This window comes from Pseudonocardia sp. TMWB2A, assembly GCF_017312135.1.
This window is the reverse complement of the sequence record NZ_QKQY01000002.1, coordinates 5,292,424-5,310,586: the sequence shown is the minus strand read 5'-3', so window position 1 is coordinate 5,310,586 and position 18,163 is coordinate 5,292,424. Positions and strand designations below refer to the sequence as shown.

The 18,163-nt window shown below is 71.0% G+C and carries 15 protein-coding genes; 8 read left to right on the top strand and 7 right to left on the bottom strand.

Features of this window, described 5'->3' with window-relative positions; genetic code table 11:
* Nucleotides 1-384 precede the first annotated feature (384 nt).
* Nucleotides 385-843, top strand: coding sequence for a VOC family protein (locus tag DMP17_RS39480; RefSeq protein WP_337832205.1), 459 nt, complete (start codon nucleotides 385-387; stop codon nucleotides 841-843).
* A 292-nt stretch (nucleotides 844-1,135) separates the two neighbouring features.
* On the opposite strand, the gene DMP17_RS39475 is transcribed toward DMP17_RS39480, so the two are convergent.
* From DMP17_RS39475 to DMP17_RS39465, 3 genes are all read right to left on the bottom strand, one after another.
* Nucleotides 1,136-2,047: an SDR family NAD(P)-dependent oxidoreductase gene (locus tag DMP17_RS39475; RefSeq protein WP_337832204.1), complete on the bottom strand. Its 912-nt coding sequence runs from the start codon at nucleotides 2,045-2,047 to the stop codon at nucleotides 1,136-1,138.
* A 103-nt stretch (nucleotides 2,048-2,150) separates the two neighbouring features.
* Nucleotides 2,151-4,454 carry a hydantoinase B/oxoprolinase family protein gene (locus tag DMP17_RS39470; RefSeq protein WP_337832203.1) on the bottom strand — a complete coding sequence of 768 codons (2,304 nt, stop codon included), beginning with the start codon at nucleotides 4,452-4,454 and terminating at the stop codon, nucleotides 2,151-2,153.
* Complete coding sequence (locus tag DMP17_RS39465) at nucleotides 4,454-6,550, bottom strand: hydantoinase/oxoprolinase family protein (protein ID WP_337832202.1); 2,097 nt, start codon at nucleotides 6,548-6,550, stop codon at nucleotides 4,454-4,456. The genes DMP17_RS39470 and DMP17_RS39465 overlap by 1 nt, the downstream gene beginning before the upstream one ends.
* 144 nt (nucleotides 6,551-6,694) lie before the next feature.
* Here DMP17_RS39465 and DMP17_RS39460 point away from each other — a divergent pair, with 144 nt between their 5' ends.
* From DMP17_RS39460 to DMP17_RS39430, 7 genes are all read left to right on the top strand, one after another.
* Nucleotides 6,695-8,218, top strand: coding sequence for an FAD-dependent monooxygenase (locus tag DMP17_RS39460; RefSeq protein WP_337832201.1), 1,524 nt, complete (start codon nucleotides 6,695-6,697; stop codon nucleotides 8,216-8,218).
* Nucleotides 8,215-9,849 carry a (2,3-dihydroxybenzoyl)adenylate synthase gene (locus DMP17_RS39455; RefSeq protein ID WP_337832200.1) on the top strand — a complete coding sequence of 545 codons (1,635 nt, stop codon included), beginning with the start codon at nucleotides 8,215-8,217 and terminating at the stop codon, nucleotides 9,847-9,849. The genes DMP17_RS39460 and DMP17_RS39455 overlap by 4 nt, the downstream gene beginning before the upstream one ends.
* Complete coding sequence (locus DMP17_RS39450) at nucleotides 9,846-10,568, top strand: maleate cis-trans isomerase family protein (protein ID WP_337832199.1); 723 nt, start codon at nucleotides 9,846-9,848, stop codon at nucleotides 10,566-10,568. Before DMP17_RS39455 ends, DMP17_RS39450 begins: the two co-directional genes overlap by 4 nt.
* A gap of 22 nt (nucleotides 10,569-10,590) precedes the next feature.
* Nucleotides 10,591-11,301, top strand: a complete 711-nt coding sequence (locus tag DMP17_RS39445) for a TetR/AcrR family transcriptional regulator (RefSeq protein WP_337832198.1) — start codon at nucleotides 10,591-10,593, stop codon at nucleotides 11,299-11,301.
* A 128-nt stretch (nucleotides 11,302-11,429) separates the two neighbouring features.
* On the top strand, nucleotides 11,430-12,062 hold the full coding sequence (locus DMP17_RS39440; protein WP_337832197.1) for a VOC family protein: 633 nt from the start codon (nucleotides 11,430-11,432) through the stop codon (nucleotides 12,060-12,062).
* Complete coding sequence (locus DMP17_RS39435) at nucleotides 12,059-12,307, top strand: hypothetical protein (RefSeq protein ID WP_337832196.1); 249 nt, start codon at nucleotides 12,059-12,061, stop codon at nucleotides 12,305-12,307. Before DMP17_RS39440 ends, DMP17_RS39435 begins: the two co-directional genes overlap by 4 nt.
* Nucleotides 12,304-13,554 carry an alpha/beta hydrolase gene (locus DMP17_RS39430; protein WP_337832195.1) on the top strand — a complete coding sequence of 417 codons (1,251 nt, stop codon included), beginning with the start codon at nucleotides 12,304-12,306 and terminating at the stop codon, nucleotides 13,552-13,554. The genes DMP17_RS39435 and DMP17_RS39430 overlap by 4 nt, the downstream gene beginning before the upstream one ends.
* A 695-nt stretch (nucleotides 13,555-14,249) precedes the next feature.
* On the opposite strand, the gene DMP17_RS39425 is transcribed toward DMP17_RS39430, so the two are convergent.
* The 4 genes from DMP17_RS39425 to DMP17_RS39410 all read right to left on the bottom strand — a co-directional run bounded on the left by DMP17_RS39425 (nucleotide 14,250) and on the right by DMP17_RS39410 (nucleotide 18,085).
* A complete protein-coding gene (locus DMP17_RS39425; RefSeq protein ID WP_337832194.1) occupies nucleotides 14,250-14,759 on the bottom strand; it encodes a VOC family protein in 510 nt (169 codons plus the stop codon).
* Nucleotides 14,760-14,935: 176 nt separating this feature from the next.
* On the bottom strand, nucleotides 14,936-15,454 hold the full coding sequence (locus DMP17_RS39420; protein WP_226350321.1) for a hypothetical protein: 519 nt from the start codon (nucleotides 15,452-15,454) through the stop codon (nucleotides 14,936-14,938).
* A 282-nt stretch (nucleotides 15,455-15,736) separates the two neighbouring features.
* Nucleotides 15,737-16,375 carry a hypothetical protein gene (locus tag DMP17_RS39415; RefSeq protein ID WP_226350322.1) on the bottom strand — a complete coding sequence of 213 codons (639 nt, stop codon included), beginning with the start codon at nucleotides 16,373-16,375 and terminating at the stop codon, nucleotides 15,737-15,739.
* 153 nt (nucleotides 16,376-16,528) lie between these two features.
* Nucleotides 16,529-18,085: a DUF4041 domain-containing protein gene (locus DMP17_RS39410; RefSeq protein ID WP_337832193.1), complete on the bottom strand. Its 1,557-nt coding sequence runs from the start codon at nucleotides 18,083-18,085 to the stop codon at nucleotides 16,529-16,531.
* Nucleotides 18,086-18,163 lie beyond the last annotated feature (78 nt).

The window sequence follows — 18,163 nt, the reverse complement described above, 5'->3', positions numbered from 1 at the left end:
GACGCACGCTCTCGCGCGTCGGGCGACCCGGCATCGGCGATCGCCTTCCGCGAACTCTACTGGCTGGACGGACGACAACCGTCAAGATCAGGCCACTCCCTCACGACGGCACGGCGGGCTCGCCACCCAGCACTACGAGCACCTCCGCCGCGGGAGCCGATCAGGACTGTCACCCCGGGCCGACTTCAGTCGACATCGCCACTGCGGGAGGTGGTCAGGACGCGTCCGCCTCGCTTCGTGCTGTCGGCGCCGGCGCTGCTTGCGCGAGTACAGATTCCGCCGCCGGTGGGCACGACGCGAGCTGGGGACGTGCGCGGGACGCCGTGTCGATCCGGCGGGCTTCCGCCGCCTGGCGGTGATCGCCGTGGGGCGGATGATGGGTCGGTGAGCTTCGAACTTCGTAGGACCGACCACACCGGGATCACGGTGTCCGATCTGGACCGGGCGGTCGCGTTCTGGTGCGACATCCTCGGTGTCGAGGTGGAGCGACGTGCACACCTCACGGGGAGCTTCGCGGAGGATGTCGTCGGGGTAGCCGGCGCCGACATCCGGACTGCGATCATCCCGTTGCCCGGACATCGGCTCGAGTTGCTGGAGTACGTCCGTCCGCGGTCGGCGCCGGATCGCGCCCCGGGGCCGGACGCCCCTGGTGCGATGCACCTCGCGTTCGTGGTCGAGGACCTGGATTCCCTGCTCGCCCGTGTCGCGGAGGGTGGGTGGGTTGCTCCGGGGCGGCCGCGGGAGATGGCTGATGGGCCGCGTGCGGGAACCCGGTTCATCTACGTCCGTGACCCGGACGGGACCACCGTGGAGTTCATCGAGGAGCCGCGGCCGGCCGGGTAGGAGCCGGTAGCGCCACCCTGCGAAGCGCGGGCAGTGGATCCGGAGTCGGTGATCGGAGCAGGACGGAGACAGATGTCGGCGAGACCTCGGCACGATCGAGGACGTCGTTCACGGCGGTTGAGTCCGTGCCAGATGCTGGAATGGGCGCCGTCGTCGTTCCCGTCGAGCCCGGCCCGGCGTACCGCCTCGGCGACGGCATGAGCGGCCATGCGCGGTCCGGTGGTGTCGCTCAGCGTCCCGCGGTAGGCCTTGCCGATGGCGGTGCGGGCGGTCGAGACGACGACTGCCTCTCTCATGCCTGGCTCCGGGCGGTGGCCAGTTCGACGTAGCGCCGGGTCTGGTCGAAGGCGGAGTCCATGTCGTGCGGCTCCGACAGGTCGCTGATGCGGTCCCAGTTCGCGGCCACATCCTCGGGCGTGAGGTGGTCGGCGTCGAGGTGGACCCCGGTCGCCTCCTGCATCTTCGACACGGCGAACACGCCTGCGCCTGCGCCGAGGACGGTCTTGGTCGGGGCGTCGTCACTGACCAGGAACAGCGCGCCCGGCGTGATGGTCTCGGGGGTGATGCGGGCGAGGAGTTCGGGCTCGAGCAGGTCGTCGGTCATCCTCGTCGCCGCCGTCGGGGCCAAGGCGTTGACCCGGATGTCGTGTCGGGCGCCCTCGATCGCCAGGACGTTGGTGAGGCCGACGACGGCGCTCTTGGCGGCGGCGTAGTTGGCCTGACCGAAGTTGCCGTAGATGCCGGAGACGGAGGTCGTCATGAGGATGCGCCCGTAGTGCTGCTCTCTCATGTGCGGCCACACGGCCTTGCTGGTGTGGACGCTGCCCATGAGGTGCACGTCCAGCACGAGGCGGAAGTCGTCGAGAGTGAGTTTGGCGAAGGTCCGGTCGCGCAGGACCCCGGCGTTGTTGATCAGGATGTCGACGTGGCCCCATCGGTCGAGGGCGCGCGCGACCATGGCGTCGACCTGTGTGGGATCGGTGATGTCGGTCGAGTCGGCCAGGGCGTCGCCGCCGGCCGCGGCGATCTCCGCGGCGACGCTCTCGGCCGGGGTGCGGTCCGCGCCGAGGCCGTTCACCGTGCCGCCGACGTCGTTGACCACGACGCGTGCGCCGCGGGCGGCGAGGGCGAGGGCGTGGGCACGGCCGAGGCCTCCGCCCGCGCCGGTGACGACGGCGACGCGTCCGGCGAAGTCGAGGGGCATGTTGTCGTTCTCCGTGGTCGGGAGCACCGCGTGGCCGGCGCCCTGGGGTGGGGGACGAGGTCGGGGGTGGGCGGGCGTGTCGCTCGCCCACCCCCGACGCGTGCTAGCCGGCGGTGACCGTCAGCCGCCCGAGGGTGGTGGCGGCGTCCGGGTGGTCGGCGGGAACCACCGCGGAGGACAACGCGGTCCAGCAGGACGGGCAGCTGTACTGCCGGAAGACCACCGGCGCGTCGACGTAGTCGACGGCGGTCGCGATGATCTGCGGGCCGGCGTCCGTGGGAGCGCCGTCGTAGACCGCGAGTGCCAGCGGGCCCTCGGCGGGGTCGCCCAGGACCTCGCCGCAGTGCCCGCACGCGACCGCGGACCCCACCTCGACGAGGTTGTCGTCGATGCGCTTCCTCGCCCCGAGGTCCGTCTTGCCGCGGGACTCGCCGACGATCCGGGAGCGGTCGCGACGCGCGTTCCGCAGCCGCGACCGCTCGGACTCGGTGGCGGTGGTGTCCACCGAGTCGCCGCCCAGGACGACGCCGTAGACGGACTCCGCCGCGGGCCCGGTGATCTTCTCCTCGCGGACGTCCCGGGCGACCGCCTCGGGATCGCGGGCGAGCGGGTCGCCGTATCCGCCGCCGCCCTGCCAGGTCATGGCGAAGACCTCGCCGGGGGCGAGGTGGCTCGACGCGTAGTTCTGGCCGGGCTCGAGGGAGTCGGACACCTCCTCCAGGGAGGACGGCATCCTTCCCGATGCCAGGATCTCGGTGATCCGGCTCTGGCGGGCCAGCACGTCGAGACCGGTGTTGCCGGGGTGCCCGCCCGACAGGCCGGCGTTCTGCGCGACGGCCTTGCCGTTGGAGGCGAGCACCAGGCCCATGGGGATGCTCGTGCCGTGCGGGGTGAAGGCCAGCGAGGCGCCGAGCCCGCCGCGGTGGCGCCCGGGACCACCGGAGTCCGGCACCTCGCGCCGCCACAGGGTGAGCAGCGGATACAGGAACTCGGTCATCTCGACGTCGGGCACCCGGCCCATCGGGATGCAGAACAGCCCGCCGGTGTCGATGCCGTCGGCGTGCGGGCGGGCGCCGTAGCCGCCCGCCATCGGCTCCATCATGATCGACAGAAAGGGCGCCGGCTGCTCGCCGCGCTCGTCCAGCCCGGCGATGACGGCGGTGTCCCAGGTGCCGCAGCAGGTGGCCTGGACGTTCTTGCCCAGCTCCAGATCGCGGTCGAGCATCTGGGACAGGCACTCCGCGATGAGGCTGCCGGTCAGCCAGGCGGGACCGATCGGCCCGCGTCCCACGGCGGCGGGGAAGGTCGCGTTGTTGAGCGTGCCCTCCTCGGTGACCAGGTCGAAGCAGCGCATGAGCCCGCCGGCCGACCAGGGGATGTCGTTGGCCAGGATCGGCAGCAGCGCCAGCATGACCCCGCCGCGCATGCCCGCGTAGGTGCAGTTGATGACGCCTGCCTGCGGGTCGGTGCCGGTGAAGTCGAAGGTGAGGTGGTCGCCCGTCTTCGTCGTGGTGACGGTGATCTTGTGCAGGCCGCGGTCGCCCTCGTGGGACTGGTCCTGGTAGCCGGTGGCGCTCCAGCTCCCGTCGGGGATGCTCGAGAGCTTGCCGCGCAGGCGGGACTCGGCGTCGGACATCATCCGCTTCATCACGGCCTTGACCGTGTCCGCGCCGTACTGGTCGATGAGCGCGTGCAGGCGCTCGCCGCCGACGTTGTTGGCGCCGATCTTGGCGCGCAGGTCCAGCCCGACGAGCATCGGGACCCGCGAGCGGCGCACCCACAGGTCGGCGACGTCGCGCTGCAGGGTCCCGCCGCGGACGACCTTCACCGGCGGGGTGGGCAGGGACTCGGAGAAGACGTCCTGCGCAGCGGGGGAGAACGATCCCAGCCCCACGCCCCCGAGGTCCGGCTGGTGCGCGATGGCACTGGTCCAGGCGAACAGCTTCCCGTCGTGGAAGACGGGCTGATAGACCATGACGTCGTTCTGGTGCAGCCCGCCGCCGACCCACGGGTCGTTGGTGAGGAACATGTCCCCGGCCTCGATGCCGGGGTTCTCGGCCCGGTTGCGCAGCGTCCAGTAGATGGCCAGGTCGACGGCGCCGACGAGCATGGTGTTGTAGAGGCCGACCTGCACCTCCTGGCCGAGCTCGTCGGAGATGGCGAAGTCGAAGTCGTTGGCGTCGGTGACGATCGGCGAGCCGGACATGCGCTTGAGCGCCTCGCCCATCTCGTCGGTGACCGACCAGAGCCGGTGTCGGATCACCTCGTAGGTGAGCGGGTCGAGTCCGTCGATCTGCTCCTGGGTGACGGTGTGGACCTCCAGGCTCGACGGCAGGCTGCGGGCCAGCTCGTCGGGGTCGACGGGGCGGCTGGAGAAGGCCTCCGAGCCGGGGATCGGCATGGTCATCAGGCGCTCCTGCGAATCGTGAGGTTACCCAGGTGGTCGACGGTGCCGGTGGTTCCGCCGGGGACGACGACCGTGGTGGTCGGCACCTCGGCGATCGCCGGGCCGGCCAGCACGTGACCGGCGCGGAGCTCGCGGTAGTCGTAGACCGGGGTGTCGACGTAGCCGGTGGCCGCGTCCAGGCACACCGGGCGGGTGGTGAACGGGGTCGCGTCACCGTGCGCCGCGGAGACCTCCGGGAGCTCAGGGCTGAACGGCAGCACGCCGACGGCCCGGACCCGGAACGTGATGGCCTGGATGCCGGCCTCGCGGAAACCGGCGTCCTTGCCGTACAGCTCGGCGTAGCGCTTCTCGAAGGCGGCCGCGGCCTCCTCGACCTCCGGCATACCCAGCGGGCCGCCCGCGACGGGTGCGGTCACCTCGGCGAGCTGCATCGAGTACCGCATGTCGATCTCGCGGTGCAGCTCGACCTTCTCGAAGGTGACACCCTGGCGCTCCAGCCCTGCGCGGACCCGCTGCTCCAGCTCCGCGAAGTTGCGTTCGGCCCGCTGCGGGTCGAACGGGACGACGGTCGGATCCGAGAGCTCGGCGGCCAGGACGATGTCGCTCGACGCGAGTCCGAACGCGGAGAACGCGCTGGCCACGGGCCCCAGCGGGACCACGACGGTCTCGCACCCGACCTCCGCTGCGTACCCGGCGCAGTGCGCGGGTCCGGCGCCGCCGAAGGCGTAGAGCACGAAGTTGCGGGGATCGTGGCCGGACTCCACGACGGTCTTCCGCAGCAGGTCGCCGGTCTGGGCGTTCTGCACGGTGTAGATCGCAGCGGCGGCCTCCTCGACACCGAGTCCGAGGGGCTTGGCGATCTGTGTGTCGATGGCCTGGCGCGCCAGCTCCAGCGACAGCGGCTTGCGCCCGCCGAGCAGGCCCTTCTCGGGCAGGATGCCCAGCACCAGGTTCGCGTCGGTGTTGGTCGGCTCCGTGCCCCCGTTGCCGTAGCAGGCCGGGCCGGGCACGGCCTGGGCGCTGCGCGGGCCGATGCGGAGGTTGCCACCCGCGTCGAGCCAGGCGATGGCGCCACCACCGGAGCCGATCGCGTCCACCCGCAGGGTCGGGACGTTGATCGGGTGGTGGTTGATCACCGTGGTGGTGTCGCGGACCGGCTCACCGTCCACGACGAGGCCCGCCAGGAACGTCGTGCCGCCGACGTCGGTCGAGATGATGTTGCGGTGGCCGAGCTGACGTCCCAGCGCCACACTCCCCACGACACCGCCGGTCAGCACGGACCCGACCGTGCTGATCGCGGCCGCGGGGGCCTCCTTCGCCGCCACGGCACCACCGTTGGACTGCATGACGAGCAGCGGCCCGGTGAGCCCGCTGTCGCGCAGTGAACTCTCCAGCGTGCCCAGGTAGTCCCGCAGGCCCGGCCCGATCTGGGTGGACATGATCGTGGTGGCGTTCCTGGCGAACTCTCGGATCCGGGGGCTGACCTCGGACGACAGCGCCACGAACAGGTCGGGGGCCTCCTCGGCGATCAGCTCCCGCAGCCGCCGCTCGTGGACCGGGTTGCGGAAGGACCACAGGAGAGAGACGGCGATCGCGCTGACCCCGTCCGCGACGAGCGAGTGGATCGCGGCGCGGGCCTCCTCCTCGTCCAGCCCGACGACCACGGTGCCGTCCCGGTCGATCCGCTCGGTGACCTCGAGTGCGTGCCGCTTCGGCAGCAGTGCGTGGTCCTTGGTCTGGCCGAGGACGTGCTGCAGCTCGTGGGGGGAACGGCCCAGGTAGCGGCCCTCGACGTTCATGATGAAGATCGAGTCCCGGTGCCCCTTCGTGGTCAGGAACCCGACCGGGGGCACGTTGCCCATCACCAGGGCGTTGAGCGACGACGTGGTGCCGTGCGCGATGTGGTGGGTCTGCGCCAGCATCTCGGGCAGGCTCTTCCCGAGCTGCTCGGCCAGCAGCTCCAGGACGTCGAGCACCCCTCGCGAGTAGTCCGGCGGGGTGGACGGGGATTTCGCGGCGAGCACGGTTCCGGCGTCGTCGTCGAGCACGGCGTCCGTGAACGTGCCGCCCACGTCCACTCCGATGACATAGGCCATGGCTGGCGCTCCTTCGCGCAAGTGAGGTGGCTAACGGTTGCGTAGACTATTAAACGACTCAGATGAGAGTCAACGTTGACTTCGACTGCCTCGTTGTCGTCGAATAGTCGACGCAGCAGTCAAGAAGCCATCGGAGGTTCGGTGATGCAGCCACGACGGGTCGCGGTGCTGGGCGGGGGGCCGGGTGGGCTCTACGTCGCGCGCCTGCTGAAACTCGCGTACCCCACCTGCGAGGTCCGCGTACACGAGCAGGGTGATCCCGGCACGACGTTCGGGTTCGGTGTCGGGCTCGCCGCGGGCACGCAGCGCAAGCTGGAGGCCGCCGACCCGGACACCCTGCGGGACATCGTCGCGGCAGGTCTGCCGCACGACATGACGATGCAGGTCGGACCGCACTCGGCCCGGGTGCGCAACGACCGGCTGATCGGCATCGCCCGCACCGACCTCCTCGACGTTCTCCGGAGCCACGCGGAGAAGGCCGGGGTGGAGCTCGAGTTCGGCGTCCGACGCACCGCCGAGGAGCTCGACGCCGACGTGGTGGTCGCCGCGGACGGCGTCAGCAGCGCTACCCGTGAGAACGGTCCGTCCGGCGGTCGGACCGAGATCGGCAAGGGCCTCTACCTGTGGGCCGCGACCGAGTTCGCGCTCGACGCCGCCGTGTTCGCGCCGATCGAAACCGATCACGGCACGTTCGTGACCCACGCCTACCCGTACACGAGCGGTCGCTCCACCTTCTTGATCGAGACCGACGAGCAGACGTGGCGGCGCGCGGGATTCGACGTCACGACCAGGTCGTTGGAGGCCCCCGGCACGTCGTCCGATGCCTCGGACGAGACCTCCCTGCGGTACCTGGAGCAGATCTTCGCCGAGCAGCTGGGGGGTCGGCCACTGATCGGCAACCGCACACGCTGGCTGCGGTTCCGCACCGTCCGCTGCGACCGTTGGTCGGCGGGGAACACAGTGCTGCTCGGCGATGCCGCCCACACCGCGCACTTCTCCATCGGCTCCGGCACCAAGCTGGCGATGGAGGACGCGATCGCCCTGGTGGAAGCGCTGCGTGAGGCGCCGGAGGCCGGCGCTGCGTTCGCCCGGTACGAGGAGGTCCGCCGGCCCGCCGTCGAGCGGCTGCAGGAGCTGGCCCGGCGCAGCCAGCTGTGGTGGGAGTCGTTCCCCGCGCGGACCGGGCTGCCCGTGGAGAGGCTGATGGTGGCGTACATGTCCCGGGCCGGGAACGTGCCGCTGGACCGCTTCGGCCAGAGCAGCCCGGATGTCGTCGGCGAGGCCCTGCGTCAGTACGGCGGCGGGCACCCACCCGTGGACGACCTCTCCGGCTGGGTGCTGGACCGACCGCTCACCCACGGGGGTCGCGCGTTCCCGAACCGCACCACGCTCCCGGAGCTGGAGCGGCTGTGGGTCGACCTGCACGACCCCTGGTCCCCGGAGGGGGACACGCTGGTCGCGCGGGCCCGGGAGACCGACGGCGTACTGGTCACCGGTCCGGCGGCCCGTCCGTCCCTGCTCACCCGTCTCGACCTGGCCGAACGGGTCCGGCTGGAGACCGGCGCGCTGACCGCGGTGGAGGGGGCGGTCGCACTGCGCGACGACCTCGCCGCCGGGCTGGTCAGCGGCCGCGCCGACCTGGTGGCGCTCACCGAGGAGACGCCATGACACCCATCCCTTACCCCGAGGACGCGATCAGCCGCTACCGCGGGACCGGCCTGTGGGGCGGCGACACGATCGCGACCGAGTTCCACCGGATCGCGCTCCGCCATCCGGGTCGCGACGCCGTCGTCGCGATGGAGGGGCGGCTCACCTTCGCCGAGCTCGACCGGAGGACCGACCTCCTCGCCGCGGGGCTGGCCGGACTGGGGCTGCGGCCCGGTGACCCCGTGCTGTTCCAGGTCACGAACCGGCTCGACGCCGTGGTCGCCTGGTACAGCGTGCTCAAGGCCGGACTGGTTCCGGTCGCCACGCTCGCCGCGCACCGTGGGCACGAGATCGGTGAGATCAGCCGCCGCGTGGGCGCGGTCGCGCACCTGGTCGAGGCGGGCCTGCGCGGCTTCGACCTCGTGGGCTTCGCCGAGGAGCAACGGCGCGACCACCCGACGCTGCGACACGTGCTCGTCCTGGGGGACGACCCGCGCGGCGTGTCGCTCACCGCGCTCGGCCGTGACCACGACACCGCGGCGGCCCGCGCCCTGGTCGAGCGGATCCAGGCGGACATCGACCCCGACGCCGTCGCCGCCTTCCAGCTCTCCGGCGGCACCACCGGGGTACCGAAGGTGATCCCCCGTCTGCACGCGGAGTACTGGTACAACGCCGCGGAGTACGCCCGGTCCTGGGGCTGGACGGCGCAGACGCGGGTCGCGCACCTGATCCCGATCATCCACAACGCCGGCATCGTCTGCGCGGTCCACGGGCCGCACAGTGTGGGCGCCTGCCTCGTCCTCGGCACCCCCGACCTCGACGAGTCGCTCCCATTGATGGCCCGCGAGAGTGTCACGCACGTCCTGCTGGGACACGGCCACTACCGTGCGGTCGCCCATCCCGAGTTCGACGCCGCGACCAGGGCGGTGACCCAGGTCGTCCTGTCCGGCAGCAAGGTGCCGCCCGCGTTGTTCGAGGCCCTCGAGGCCCGTGGGCTCTGGTCCGGACAGCTGTTCGGGATGGGCGAGGGCCTGTTCCTGACGACCCGGCCCGGCGCGCCGCGGGAGGCGCGCCTGACGACGGTGGGCACCCCGCTGTCCGCGCTCGACGAGGCACGGATCCTGGACCCCGATTCGGAGGCCGACGTCGCGGAGGGCGAGGTCGGCGAACTGTGTGCGCGCGGGCCCTACACGCTTCCCGGCTACTTCGACGCCCCCGAGCACAACGCCCGCGCCTTCACCTCGGACGGCTTCTACCGCACGGGTGACCTGGCCTCGTTCGTCAGGATCGACGGCGAACGCTTCGTCTCCATCGAGGGCCGGCTGAAGGACCTGATCAACCGCGGCGGCGAGAAGATCAACGCCGAGGAGGTGGAGCTGCTCCTGCTCCGGCACCCGCGGATCACCGCGGTCGCGGTGGTGCCGATGCCGGACCGGCGGCTCGGTGAACGGACCTGCGCCTACGTGGTGGTGGACGGTGCGGAACTGACGCTGTCCGAGGTGCGGGAACACTTCGCCGCCCTCCAGGTCGCCAAGTTCAAGTGGCCCGAACGTCTCGAACACCTGCCCGACATCCCCCGCACCCTCGTCGGCAAGACGGACAAGAAGCGCCTGGCCGCCGACATCGCCCGGAAAGTGAGTGCCGTCCCGTGACACACCGGATCGGACTGGTCGTCCCCAGCTCCAACGTGACCGTCGAGACCGAGGTCCCGGCCCTGCTCGCCCGCCATGCCGACGGCTTCTCCTTCCACTCCAGCCGGATGCGGATGCACCAGGTGTCGCCCGAGGAGCTCATGGCGATGAACGCCCAGCGGGAGCGCTGCGTCGACGAGCTGGCCGACGCCCACGTCGACGCCCTGCTCTACGCCTGCCTGGTCGCGTTGATGGCGCAGGGCCCCGGCGAGCACCGACGTGTGGAGAAGGCCGTCCGCGACCAGCTCCCGGACACCCCGATCCTGTCCAGCGCCGGTGCCCTGGTCGACGGGCTGGCCGCGCTCGGGGCCCGTCGGATCGGCCTGGTCACGCCCTACATGCGGCCTCTCGCCGAGCAGGTCGTGGCGTACCTGGAGGCCGAGGGGTTCACCGTCGTGGACTGGGCGGCACTCGAGGTCGGGGACAACACCGAGGTCGGGTGCATCCCCGGGGACCGGGTGATGGAGGCGGCCCGAGGCCTCGACCTCACCGGGGCGGATGCCCTGGTGATCTCCGCGTGCGTGCAGATGCCCTCGCTCGACCTCGTCGTCCCGGCCGAGGAGGAGTTCGGGCTCCCGGTGCTCTCCGCCGCCACGGCCGGTGCGTACGCGCTGCTCACGAGCCTCGGCCTCGACCCCGTGCTGCCCGGGGCCGGACGACTGCTCGCCGGGGCGGAATGAGACCGGCCCGTACCATCGGCGCATGAGCGGCAACGGGACCGGGCGCAAGCGCGGTGCGGCGAGCACCGCTCGCCGGGAGCTGGTGGAGAACGAGCTCTACGAGCACGCGACGCGGCTGTTCGCCGAGCGTGGATTCGCAGGTACGAGCCTGCAGGACATCGCCGACGCCCTGGGCATCACCCGGCCCGCGCTCTACTACTACGTCAAGAGCAAGGACGAGCTGCTGGCCAAGCTGGTCACCGAGGTGACCAGCGGGCCGCTCGACGAGCTCACCGCGCTGGTCGCGCGGGACCTGGAGCCGCTCGTGACCCTGCGGGGGATCGTCGAGGTCCTCGTGCGGCGCAGGGTGACCCAACCCGAGCGGTTCCGGTTGCTGATCCGCTCCGAGGCCGAACTCCCCGGGGAGCTGACCGCGGCGTACGACGAGGGCCGCCGGGCGGTGCTGAAGACCGTCGCCGGCGTGATCGACAACGGGGTGCGCTCCGGCGTGCTCCGGCCGGTCGACGCCCGGGTCGCGGCGCTCGGCGTACTCGGCATGTGCAACTGGGTCGCCTGGTGGTTCCACCCAGGTGGCCGCGACACCGCCGAGAGCGTGATCGAACAGCTCGCCGACATGGCCGTCGCCGCGCTGCAGCGCCCTGACCACCAGGTTCCCGGGGACGGGGGTCCCGCTGCGGCGATCAAGCTCCTGCGGCAGGACCTGGACCACCTGGAGCGCGTCCTCGACCTCTGAAGGCTCGCGACGACGGGCCCGGGTACCCGTGTGCCCAGGGAATCGTCTTATGCGTCAAACTATGGACTCATGCGTCAATCGCACGTAGGGTCGTGGGTGAGCACCGCACGACCGTCATGGAGGTACTGATGAGCGAGCTGGACCACCTGGTGCGGGGGGTCGACCACGTCGCGTTCCCGACGTTCGATCCCGCGGCCACCGTGCGCTTCTACCGGGACGTCCTCGGTTTCCCGGTGGTGCACTCGATCTGCGCCGCGGGTTGGGGTCCGGAGGATCACCCGGACTTCATCCACTTCTTCTTCGACATCGGCAACGACGACCGGATCGCGTTCTTCTACTACTTCGGCACGGACCCGTCGGTCGGCGGCGAGCTCCGGGAGAAGGGGGACGTCTACGGCAGGTTCGACGCCGACGTCCCCGAGTACTTCGTGCGCTCCCGGCACCTCGCGATCCACGTCGAGAACGAGGAGGACCTGCTGGAGTACCGCCGCCGCCTCGACGCCAGCGACTGGCCGGTCGAGATGCAGATCCAGCACGAGACCATCGAGTCGATCTACACCCACGACCCGAACGGCTACTTCTTCGAGATCACCCGCGCCATGCGTCCGGTGACGCCGCAGGAGGACCTCGACGCGGAGCTCACCATCGACGCGCTGATCGACGTCGTGTCCCGGCCGGAGCCCACGTTCGGCAAGCTGCTCGCCCGCAAGGCGGAGCTGATCGTGGAGCGGGCCGCGGGCTGGGAGACGGTGGTCCGGTGAGCACGCTGTACGTGCTCGACGTCCCGGAGAACATCACCGTCGCCACGGTAGCGGCGGAGGATCCCACGGTGGTCGTCGACAAGATCGGGCCGTACTTCGAGATCCGGGCGGACGGACCGGTCGTGATCGACCGCCGCGCCACCGGCTGCCGGCACGCCGTCTGGTACTCGTGCATCGCCGGTGTCGCGCCCGGCGACGCGATCACCCAGCACGACAAGAACGCGCTGCGCGTGGAGTCGGTGTGACCGGGGGAGGCGGCACGGGTCTCGGTGCGGGGCGCTACCTCGCCGCAGGAGAACGGCCCGCGGAGACGGTCACCAGCGTCCACGAGCTGTCCACCTCGGACGGGGCCACCGTGCGTGGCGTGCTGGCCACCGTGCCCGGCGCGCGGACCGCGGTGTGCCTGATGCACCCGCGCCAGGACGTCACCCACCACGCGCTGGTCCCGCTGCTGCTGCAGGCCGGGGTGGCCGTGTGGACCCAGCACACCCGTTCGGTCAACAACGATCTGAACCTGCTCCACGAGCAGGCGCTGCTGGACGTCGCCGCGGGGCAGGTGTTCCTGCGCGAGCGTTTCGACGACGTCGTGGTGCTCGGGCATTCCGGCGGCGGCACGCTGTTCGCGTTCTACCTGGAGCAGGCCGCGCTGGTGCCGTCGGAGCGGATCTCCCGGACCCCGGGCGGTCGGCCGGTCGACCTCGCGGGCGCGGACATGCCGGTCGCGGACGGTGCGGTCTTCCTCGCCCCGCACCCCGGCCAGGGCAAGCTGCTGCTGGCCTGCATCGACCCCTCTGTCGCCGACGAGACGGACCCGTTGTCGGTGATCCCCGAGCTGGATCCGTGGAACCCCGCCAACGGGTTCGCCGAGCCGCCCGCGAGCTCGTCGTACTCCCCGGAGTTCCTGGCGCGCTACCGCCAGGCCCAGCGCGACCGGGTCGCCCGGCTCGACGCGGTCGCCCATGAGTCGTTGGCCCGTACCGCCGCGGCCCGTCGAGCGCACAAGGAGTCCGGCGCGGCCGCCGACCGGCGCCGGGCGCTGGCCCCGACCATCATGACGATCTTCCGCACGGACGCCGATCCGCGGAACGTCGATCTCTCCCTGGATCCGAGCGAGCGGCCCTACGGCTCGCTGTTCGGCAGACGCCCGGACCTGATCGACTACGGGCAGGTCGGCTTCGGGCGGCTCACCACGCCCGAGGCCTGGCTCTCCACCTGGTCCGGACTGTCGAGTAAGGCGGACTTCGTGCGCTGCGCCCCGGGAGTCACCGTCCCCACGCTGTTCCTGGAGCTGACCGGCGACCAGGCGGCCTTTCCGGCGGACTCGGACCGCATGATCGCGGCTCTGGGCGCGGCGGACCTGACCACCGCGAGGGTCCGCGGCCTGCATTTCGGCGGCGCCGTCGCCGAGGGTGAACCCACGGGCAACGAGCTGGCCGCCGAGGAGATCCGCGGCTGGCTGGACAAGCGCTTTCCCCTCGCATCGCCGGCCTGACCGGCTGCTGCGTCGACGTCGGCGGTGTCGCGGACACCGCCGAGCGTCCTGCTGCTCCGCGTCGCGTGCATGAGGCTCGAGGGGTACGACGTCATCGCCTACGGCGCCGCCCTGCCTGGCCGTGCTCGTCGACCAGGACTGGGGCCTGACGGTGGTTCGGGTCGGGCTGTTCGGCAGCCCGGCCCGATCGGGATGCTCGTCGGGACCGTCCTGGTCGGTCTGCTCACCGACCTGCTCGGGCGTCGACGGCCGGTTCTCGCCGGCGTCGCGCTCCTCTCGCCGGCGATGGTGCGGTATGGCCCGGCGCCCGGGGTGGCGCTGCTTGCTGGCCTAGCGGGCCGCCGGTCAGCGCTTCCGGAGGGTCAGGGTGACGATCCCGCCGAGCACGGCGTGGCGCCCTAGCCGTGCCGGGTCGCCTCTGAAAGTGGCGGACGAGGAGCCCTCCTGTCCGTCGAGGTTCCCCGGCCGCCTGGCTCCACCCAGCCGACGGACCTCCATGCTCTCGACTCGGACCGGGCGGGCGTGACAAGCTGTCGACGAACGGAGTTGCCAGGGCAGCTCATGAGCACCGATCGGCGATCGTTGTCGCAGGTCGTCGGCGTGTACGACGCCGCGGACTTCCAGTGGAACGCTGAGCGGCGCTGATCGTGAGACAGACTTCGTGCGGCAGTGCCGGCCGCGGGCTCGATTCCGTCTCAGGGTGTGTTTCCCGGGTCGGCCGGGTGTGTGTCGATCTGGCCGGGCGGGAGGTCGCAGGCGGCGAGGTAGTCCTGGACCATTCGCTCGGCGTCGCTCAGATCCTCGACCTGGGTGACGCCGATCTCGGCTCCGCCGGCGTCGGAGATGTGGAGTTCCCAGCCCTCGGCCCATCGGCGCGTCGTGACGAGGTAGTGGACCGGATCGGCCGCGGTCACGACCACAGCGCGACCGTCGGGGTCGATGTGCGTCCTCGCCCCGATTCGCTGGGCGATGGCCGCGGGGACGGCCAGGCCCAGACGTAGGCGACCGGTGGCGCGCTCGGCGGAGTCCGCGGGGTAGAGCTCCACCACGAGGCCGCAGTCGAGCTCGGCGGCATAGTGGACGGGGCCGCCAGCGTGCTGCTCTCGCACGAGGGGCAGACCGAGGTCGGTGTAGAACACGCGGCAGGCTTCCAGCTGCTCGGTGTAGATCACCAACAGCGTCGGGGTGATCGAGGTCCCGGACACGGGCCCGAGGCTAGTTCACGGCTCGTGCGCGCGTCGGGTCCGAACGGGCCGCACATCGCATCCGCGTCGGAATCCACCTCGCGAAACCACGGCATCGGACCAGGATCGGGGCCGTCTACGACGGGCAGGACGGGGAATCCACACCCGTCCAGCGCCGGCCACCGCAGTGCAGCGGTTCAGCAGTGGGGGTCGTTGTTGTCGCGGCCCTGCATGCAGGGTTCGCCGTTGCTGTTGGTCGGGCCGTCGGTGCGGCCTTCGTAGTAGCCGTACTCCGGTGACCACGCCCGGCCCTCGGTCGGGCCCGTGTAGGGCGCTGCACCGGGCCCGTGGGATTCGACCGCGGTGCTGCAGTCCTGCTCGTCGGGCCCGCACGGGGCGTCGCCGCGGTCGATCCACGAGGGCCAGGTCCCGCAGGCGGCGACGTAGTCACCCGGGTCGCCGGTGGTGCGCGAGTTCCACCAGGCCGGGTCGTCGCAGCGGTCCGCTGCGGTGAGTTCGGGCTCCGGGGTCGGGAGGGGGACGTCGGGGATGACGCGGGCCGGGAGCGGCGGTGCCGGGAAGAGATCGACCAGCGCCGGTCCCGCTACCGCGACCGGCGCAGCCAGCAGCTCCTGTGCGGACGTCACCGTGGGGGAGGCCTGAGCGAACGACAGCATGCTCGCGCCGGTCAGCGCGGCCACGAGCGCGATCGCCACGGAGCCGCCGACTGCGACGTGAGAGAGGGGACGCCTCCGGCGGCTGGTGATCATCGTGTGGTCCCCGAATCGGTCCGGGTCGCCCGACACGACCCATTCGGCACGTCCATCGTGCCGAACGGTCCAGTGTTATGCCGCCGACTGGCGGCTCATCTGAAGTGATGACCCTGATCCGGCGAGGCGGAAGCGCCGACCGGGAGTCCCGTCCCGAATCGCGGCGGCGCAGCTGCGCGTCCCCCGCTCTTCGCCGGCGAGATGCGTGCCTGCCCGGTTGTCATCTGGTCAGGGACGTAACACCGACCGTATGTAGCGTGCTTGCTGATCGTCGATCACCGCCTCGTCGAGCAGTCTTCCGAGGCGCTGTTCGAGGGTCGTCGAGTCGTCGTTCTCCAGCTCGGTGACGGTAGGGGTGACGTTCGTCGGAGCCGGTGTATCCACCCGCACGTCAGCGGCGCTGTCCGCTTTCTGTGGGTCGGGCTGCGCGGTGGCCTGAGGCGGCGGCGGCGTCGGGTGCGGTCGCTCGGGGAGTGTCGCGGCGGCGCGGAGCAGCTGTTCGTCGTCGCCGACCAGGAGCTGCCCGAGGAACACCTGCTCGCCGTTCCGCATACGTGCGGACAGTCTCGGGAGGCGGGTGAGCGCGGCGGACTCGGACTCGAGGGCGACGATGTCGGCCAGCCGCGCGTCGCGCAGCTGCGGAGGAGTGCGAGAGAGGTCGGAGACCAGGCCGCCGAGGATCCGCGTCGTGGTCACGGCGATGTAGTCGGTCAGCGGACGCAAGGTGTTCGCCTGGAAGAACCCGCGTACCTGTTCGCCCGGTTCGAGGCATTGTCTCAGCGCGGTTTCGCTCTGGCGCCATTTCCGGGCTGCTCGGTGGCCGAGCAACGGTTCGTCGTCAGCGGGTCCTGCGTCCTCCGTTTCCACGACAGGGTCGGCCCAGAACGACCATCCGGGAGGAGCGGGGCCCCAGGTCGGGTCGGGCTGCCAGCCCGGTGGAGGTGTCCAGCCCTCGGGAGGTGTGGGCCAGTTCGGCGGCGGCCGCCAGGCGGTGGGGGACATCGTGTTCTCCGGGGCGGATCAGGCCGGGACGGCGGCGCCGTCGGCGGCGATCGTGCGGCTCGCGCGCCATTCCTCAGCTTCGGCGAGTTCGGTGAAGTGCAGGACGTTGTCGCCCTGATCGGTACGGCGTAGTACCTCGAGGACTTCCGCCGGTGTGGCGTGGAAGAACTCCCGCCGCAGGTTGACCCGGTTGACGCGGCGGTCGGCGAGTTCGCGATGAAGGCGGTTCTCCAGGCCGACGGCGTCGGAGCTGAACACCAGGGCGTGGATGTCGAACTTGAACGGAACCGATGCGTCGCCCAGCTCCCGGACGCGGTCGTGGGGATCGAGTCGGCGGGTCATACCGATCTTGACCATGTGCTCGCCGAACGCTCCGACGTTCGAGATCACGTAGACGTGACCGGTGCGGATGTTCGCCTCGCGCGACTCGACGCCCTCGATGGCGGAATGGAGTTGGTCGAGTTTCGTATCGGCCTCGGCCACCTTTGCGTCGTCCCCCTGCGCACGCCACCTCTCCTGCACGAGCCTCCAGTGGTTCTGCTCCTTGAGGAGCCGAGCCTTCTCTCGCTCGAACTCCTTTCGGGCCGCGTCCTCGTCGCGCTGGCGTTCACGTTCGGCGCGGACGCGTTCCTTCTCCTGCTCCTGGTGGGTGAGGTAGTCAGCGGTGAGTTCGAGTTCCTCGACCCGTGCCCGGTGGTAGGACTCGCTGACCCGGATCTGCATCGTCCGCCCGAGTTTGGCGATGGTGTCGCGGGCCTTCGTGAGCCGGTCGATCGAGGCGGCGAGGCGATGGGGTCGCATCGTGCGGATGCAGTTGTCGGCCTCGGCGTTGTAGGCACGCAGCATCAGCTTGGTGTAGTCGCGCAGCATCCGCTTGCCTTCGGTTGCCGACCCGTTCACGGTCCAACCGGAAGCAGCCAGTACTGCCTCGTCGTTGCGTTGCAGGGATTTGTACCGGTCCTTCAGATCCTCCAGGCGGGACTTGTAGGCGACGGCGTCCGCGAGGCGATGCCGGAACTCGTAGATTCCGGCCTCCTGCAGCATGGCCAGGTCCTCGGTGACGACGATCTGCCGGTCCAACTCGGCGATGCGTGCCCGGCGCTCTGCGAGCTCGGCGTCGACCGCTCGTTCCCGATCGACGGCCTTCGCCCGGGCCGTCGTCAGGATTCGGTCGGACACGATCACCGCTTCGGAGAGAACGGCCCGGCTCTGCTCCGCGATCTCCCGTGCCCGCAGATGCTCGGTCCGCACGGAGTCCGTAGCGGCTGCCAGCGTGGCGCGGACCTGCGCCAGCTGTGCACCGGCCTGCTCCGCTTCCTGCTCGAAGGCGACCGCGTCACGGTTGCGCAGTCCCACGTTCTGCCGGCGAAGCTCTCCCACCTCCTGGCGGAGCGCCCCGATCTCCTGGCGCGCGCGTTGACCGTTGGCGTGCAGGAGGGACTCCAGCTCACCGACTCGGAGGTGGAGCTCGGCGTTCTCGACTTCGGCTTCGCGCAACGCCCGCCGGGCGCCGAGCAGACCGACCGATCGGTTCTCCTCCGGGCGTCGAGGTGGTGGCTGGTCGGGTCTGCCCATGTGCGCTCCTGGAACTGGACGGCGTTCTCGTCGATCGTCCCCATCAAAAACCAGGTTGGCGAGGCCGGATCGTCAAGC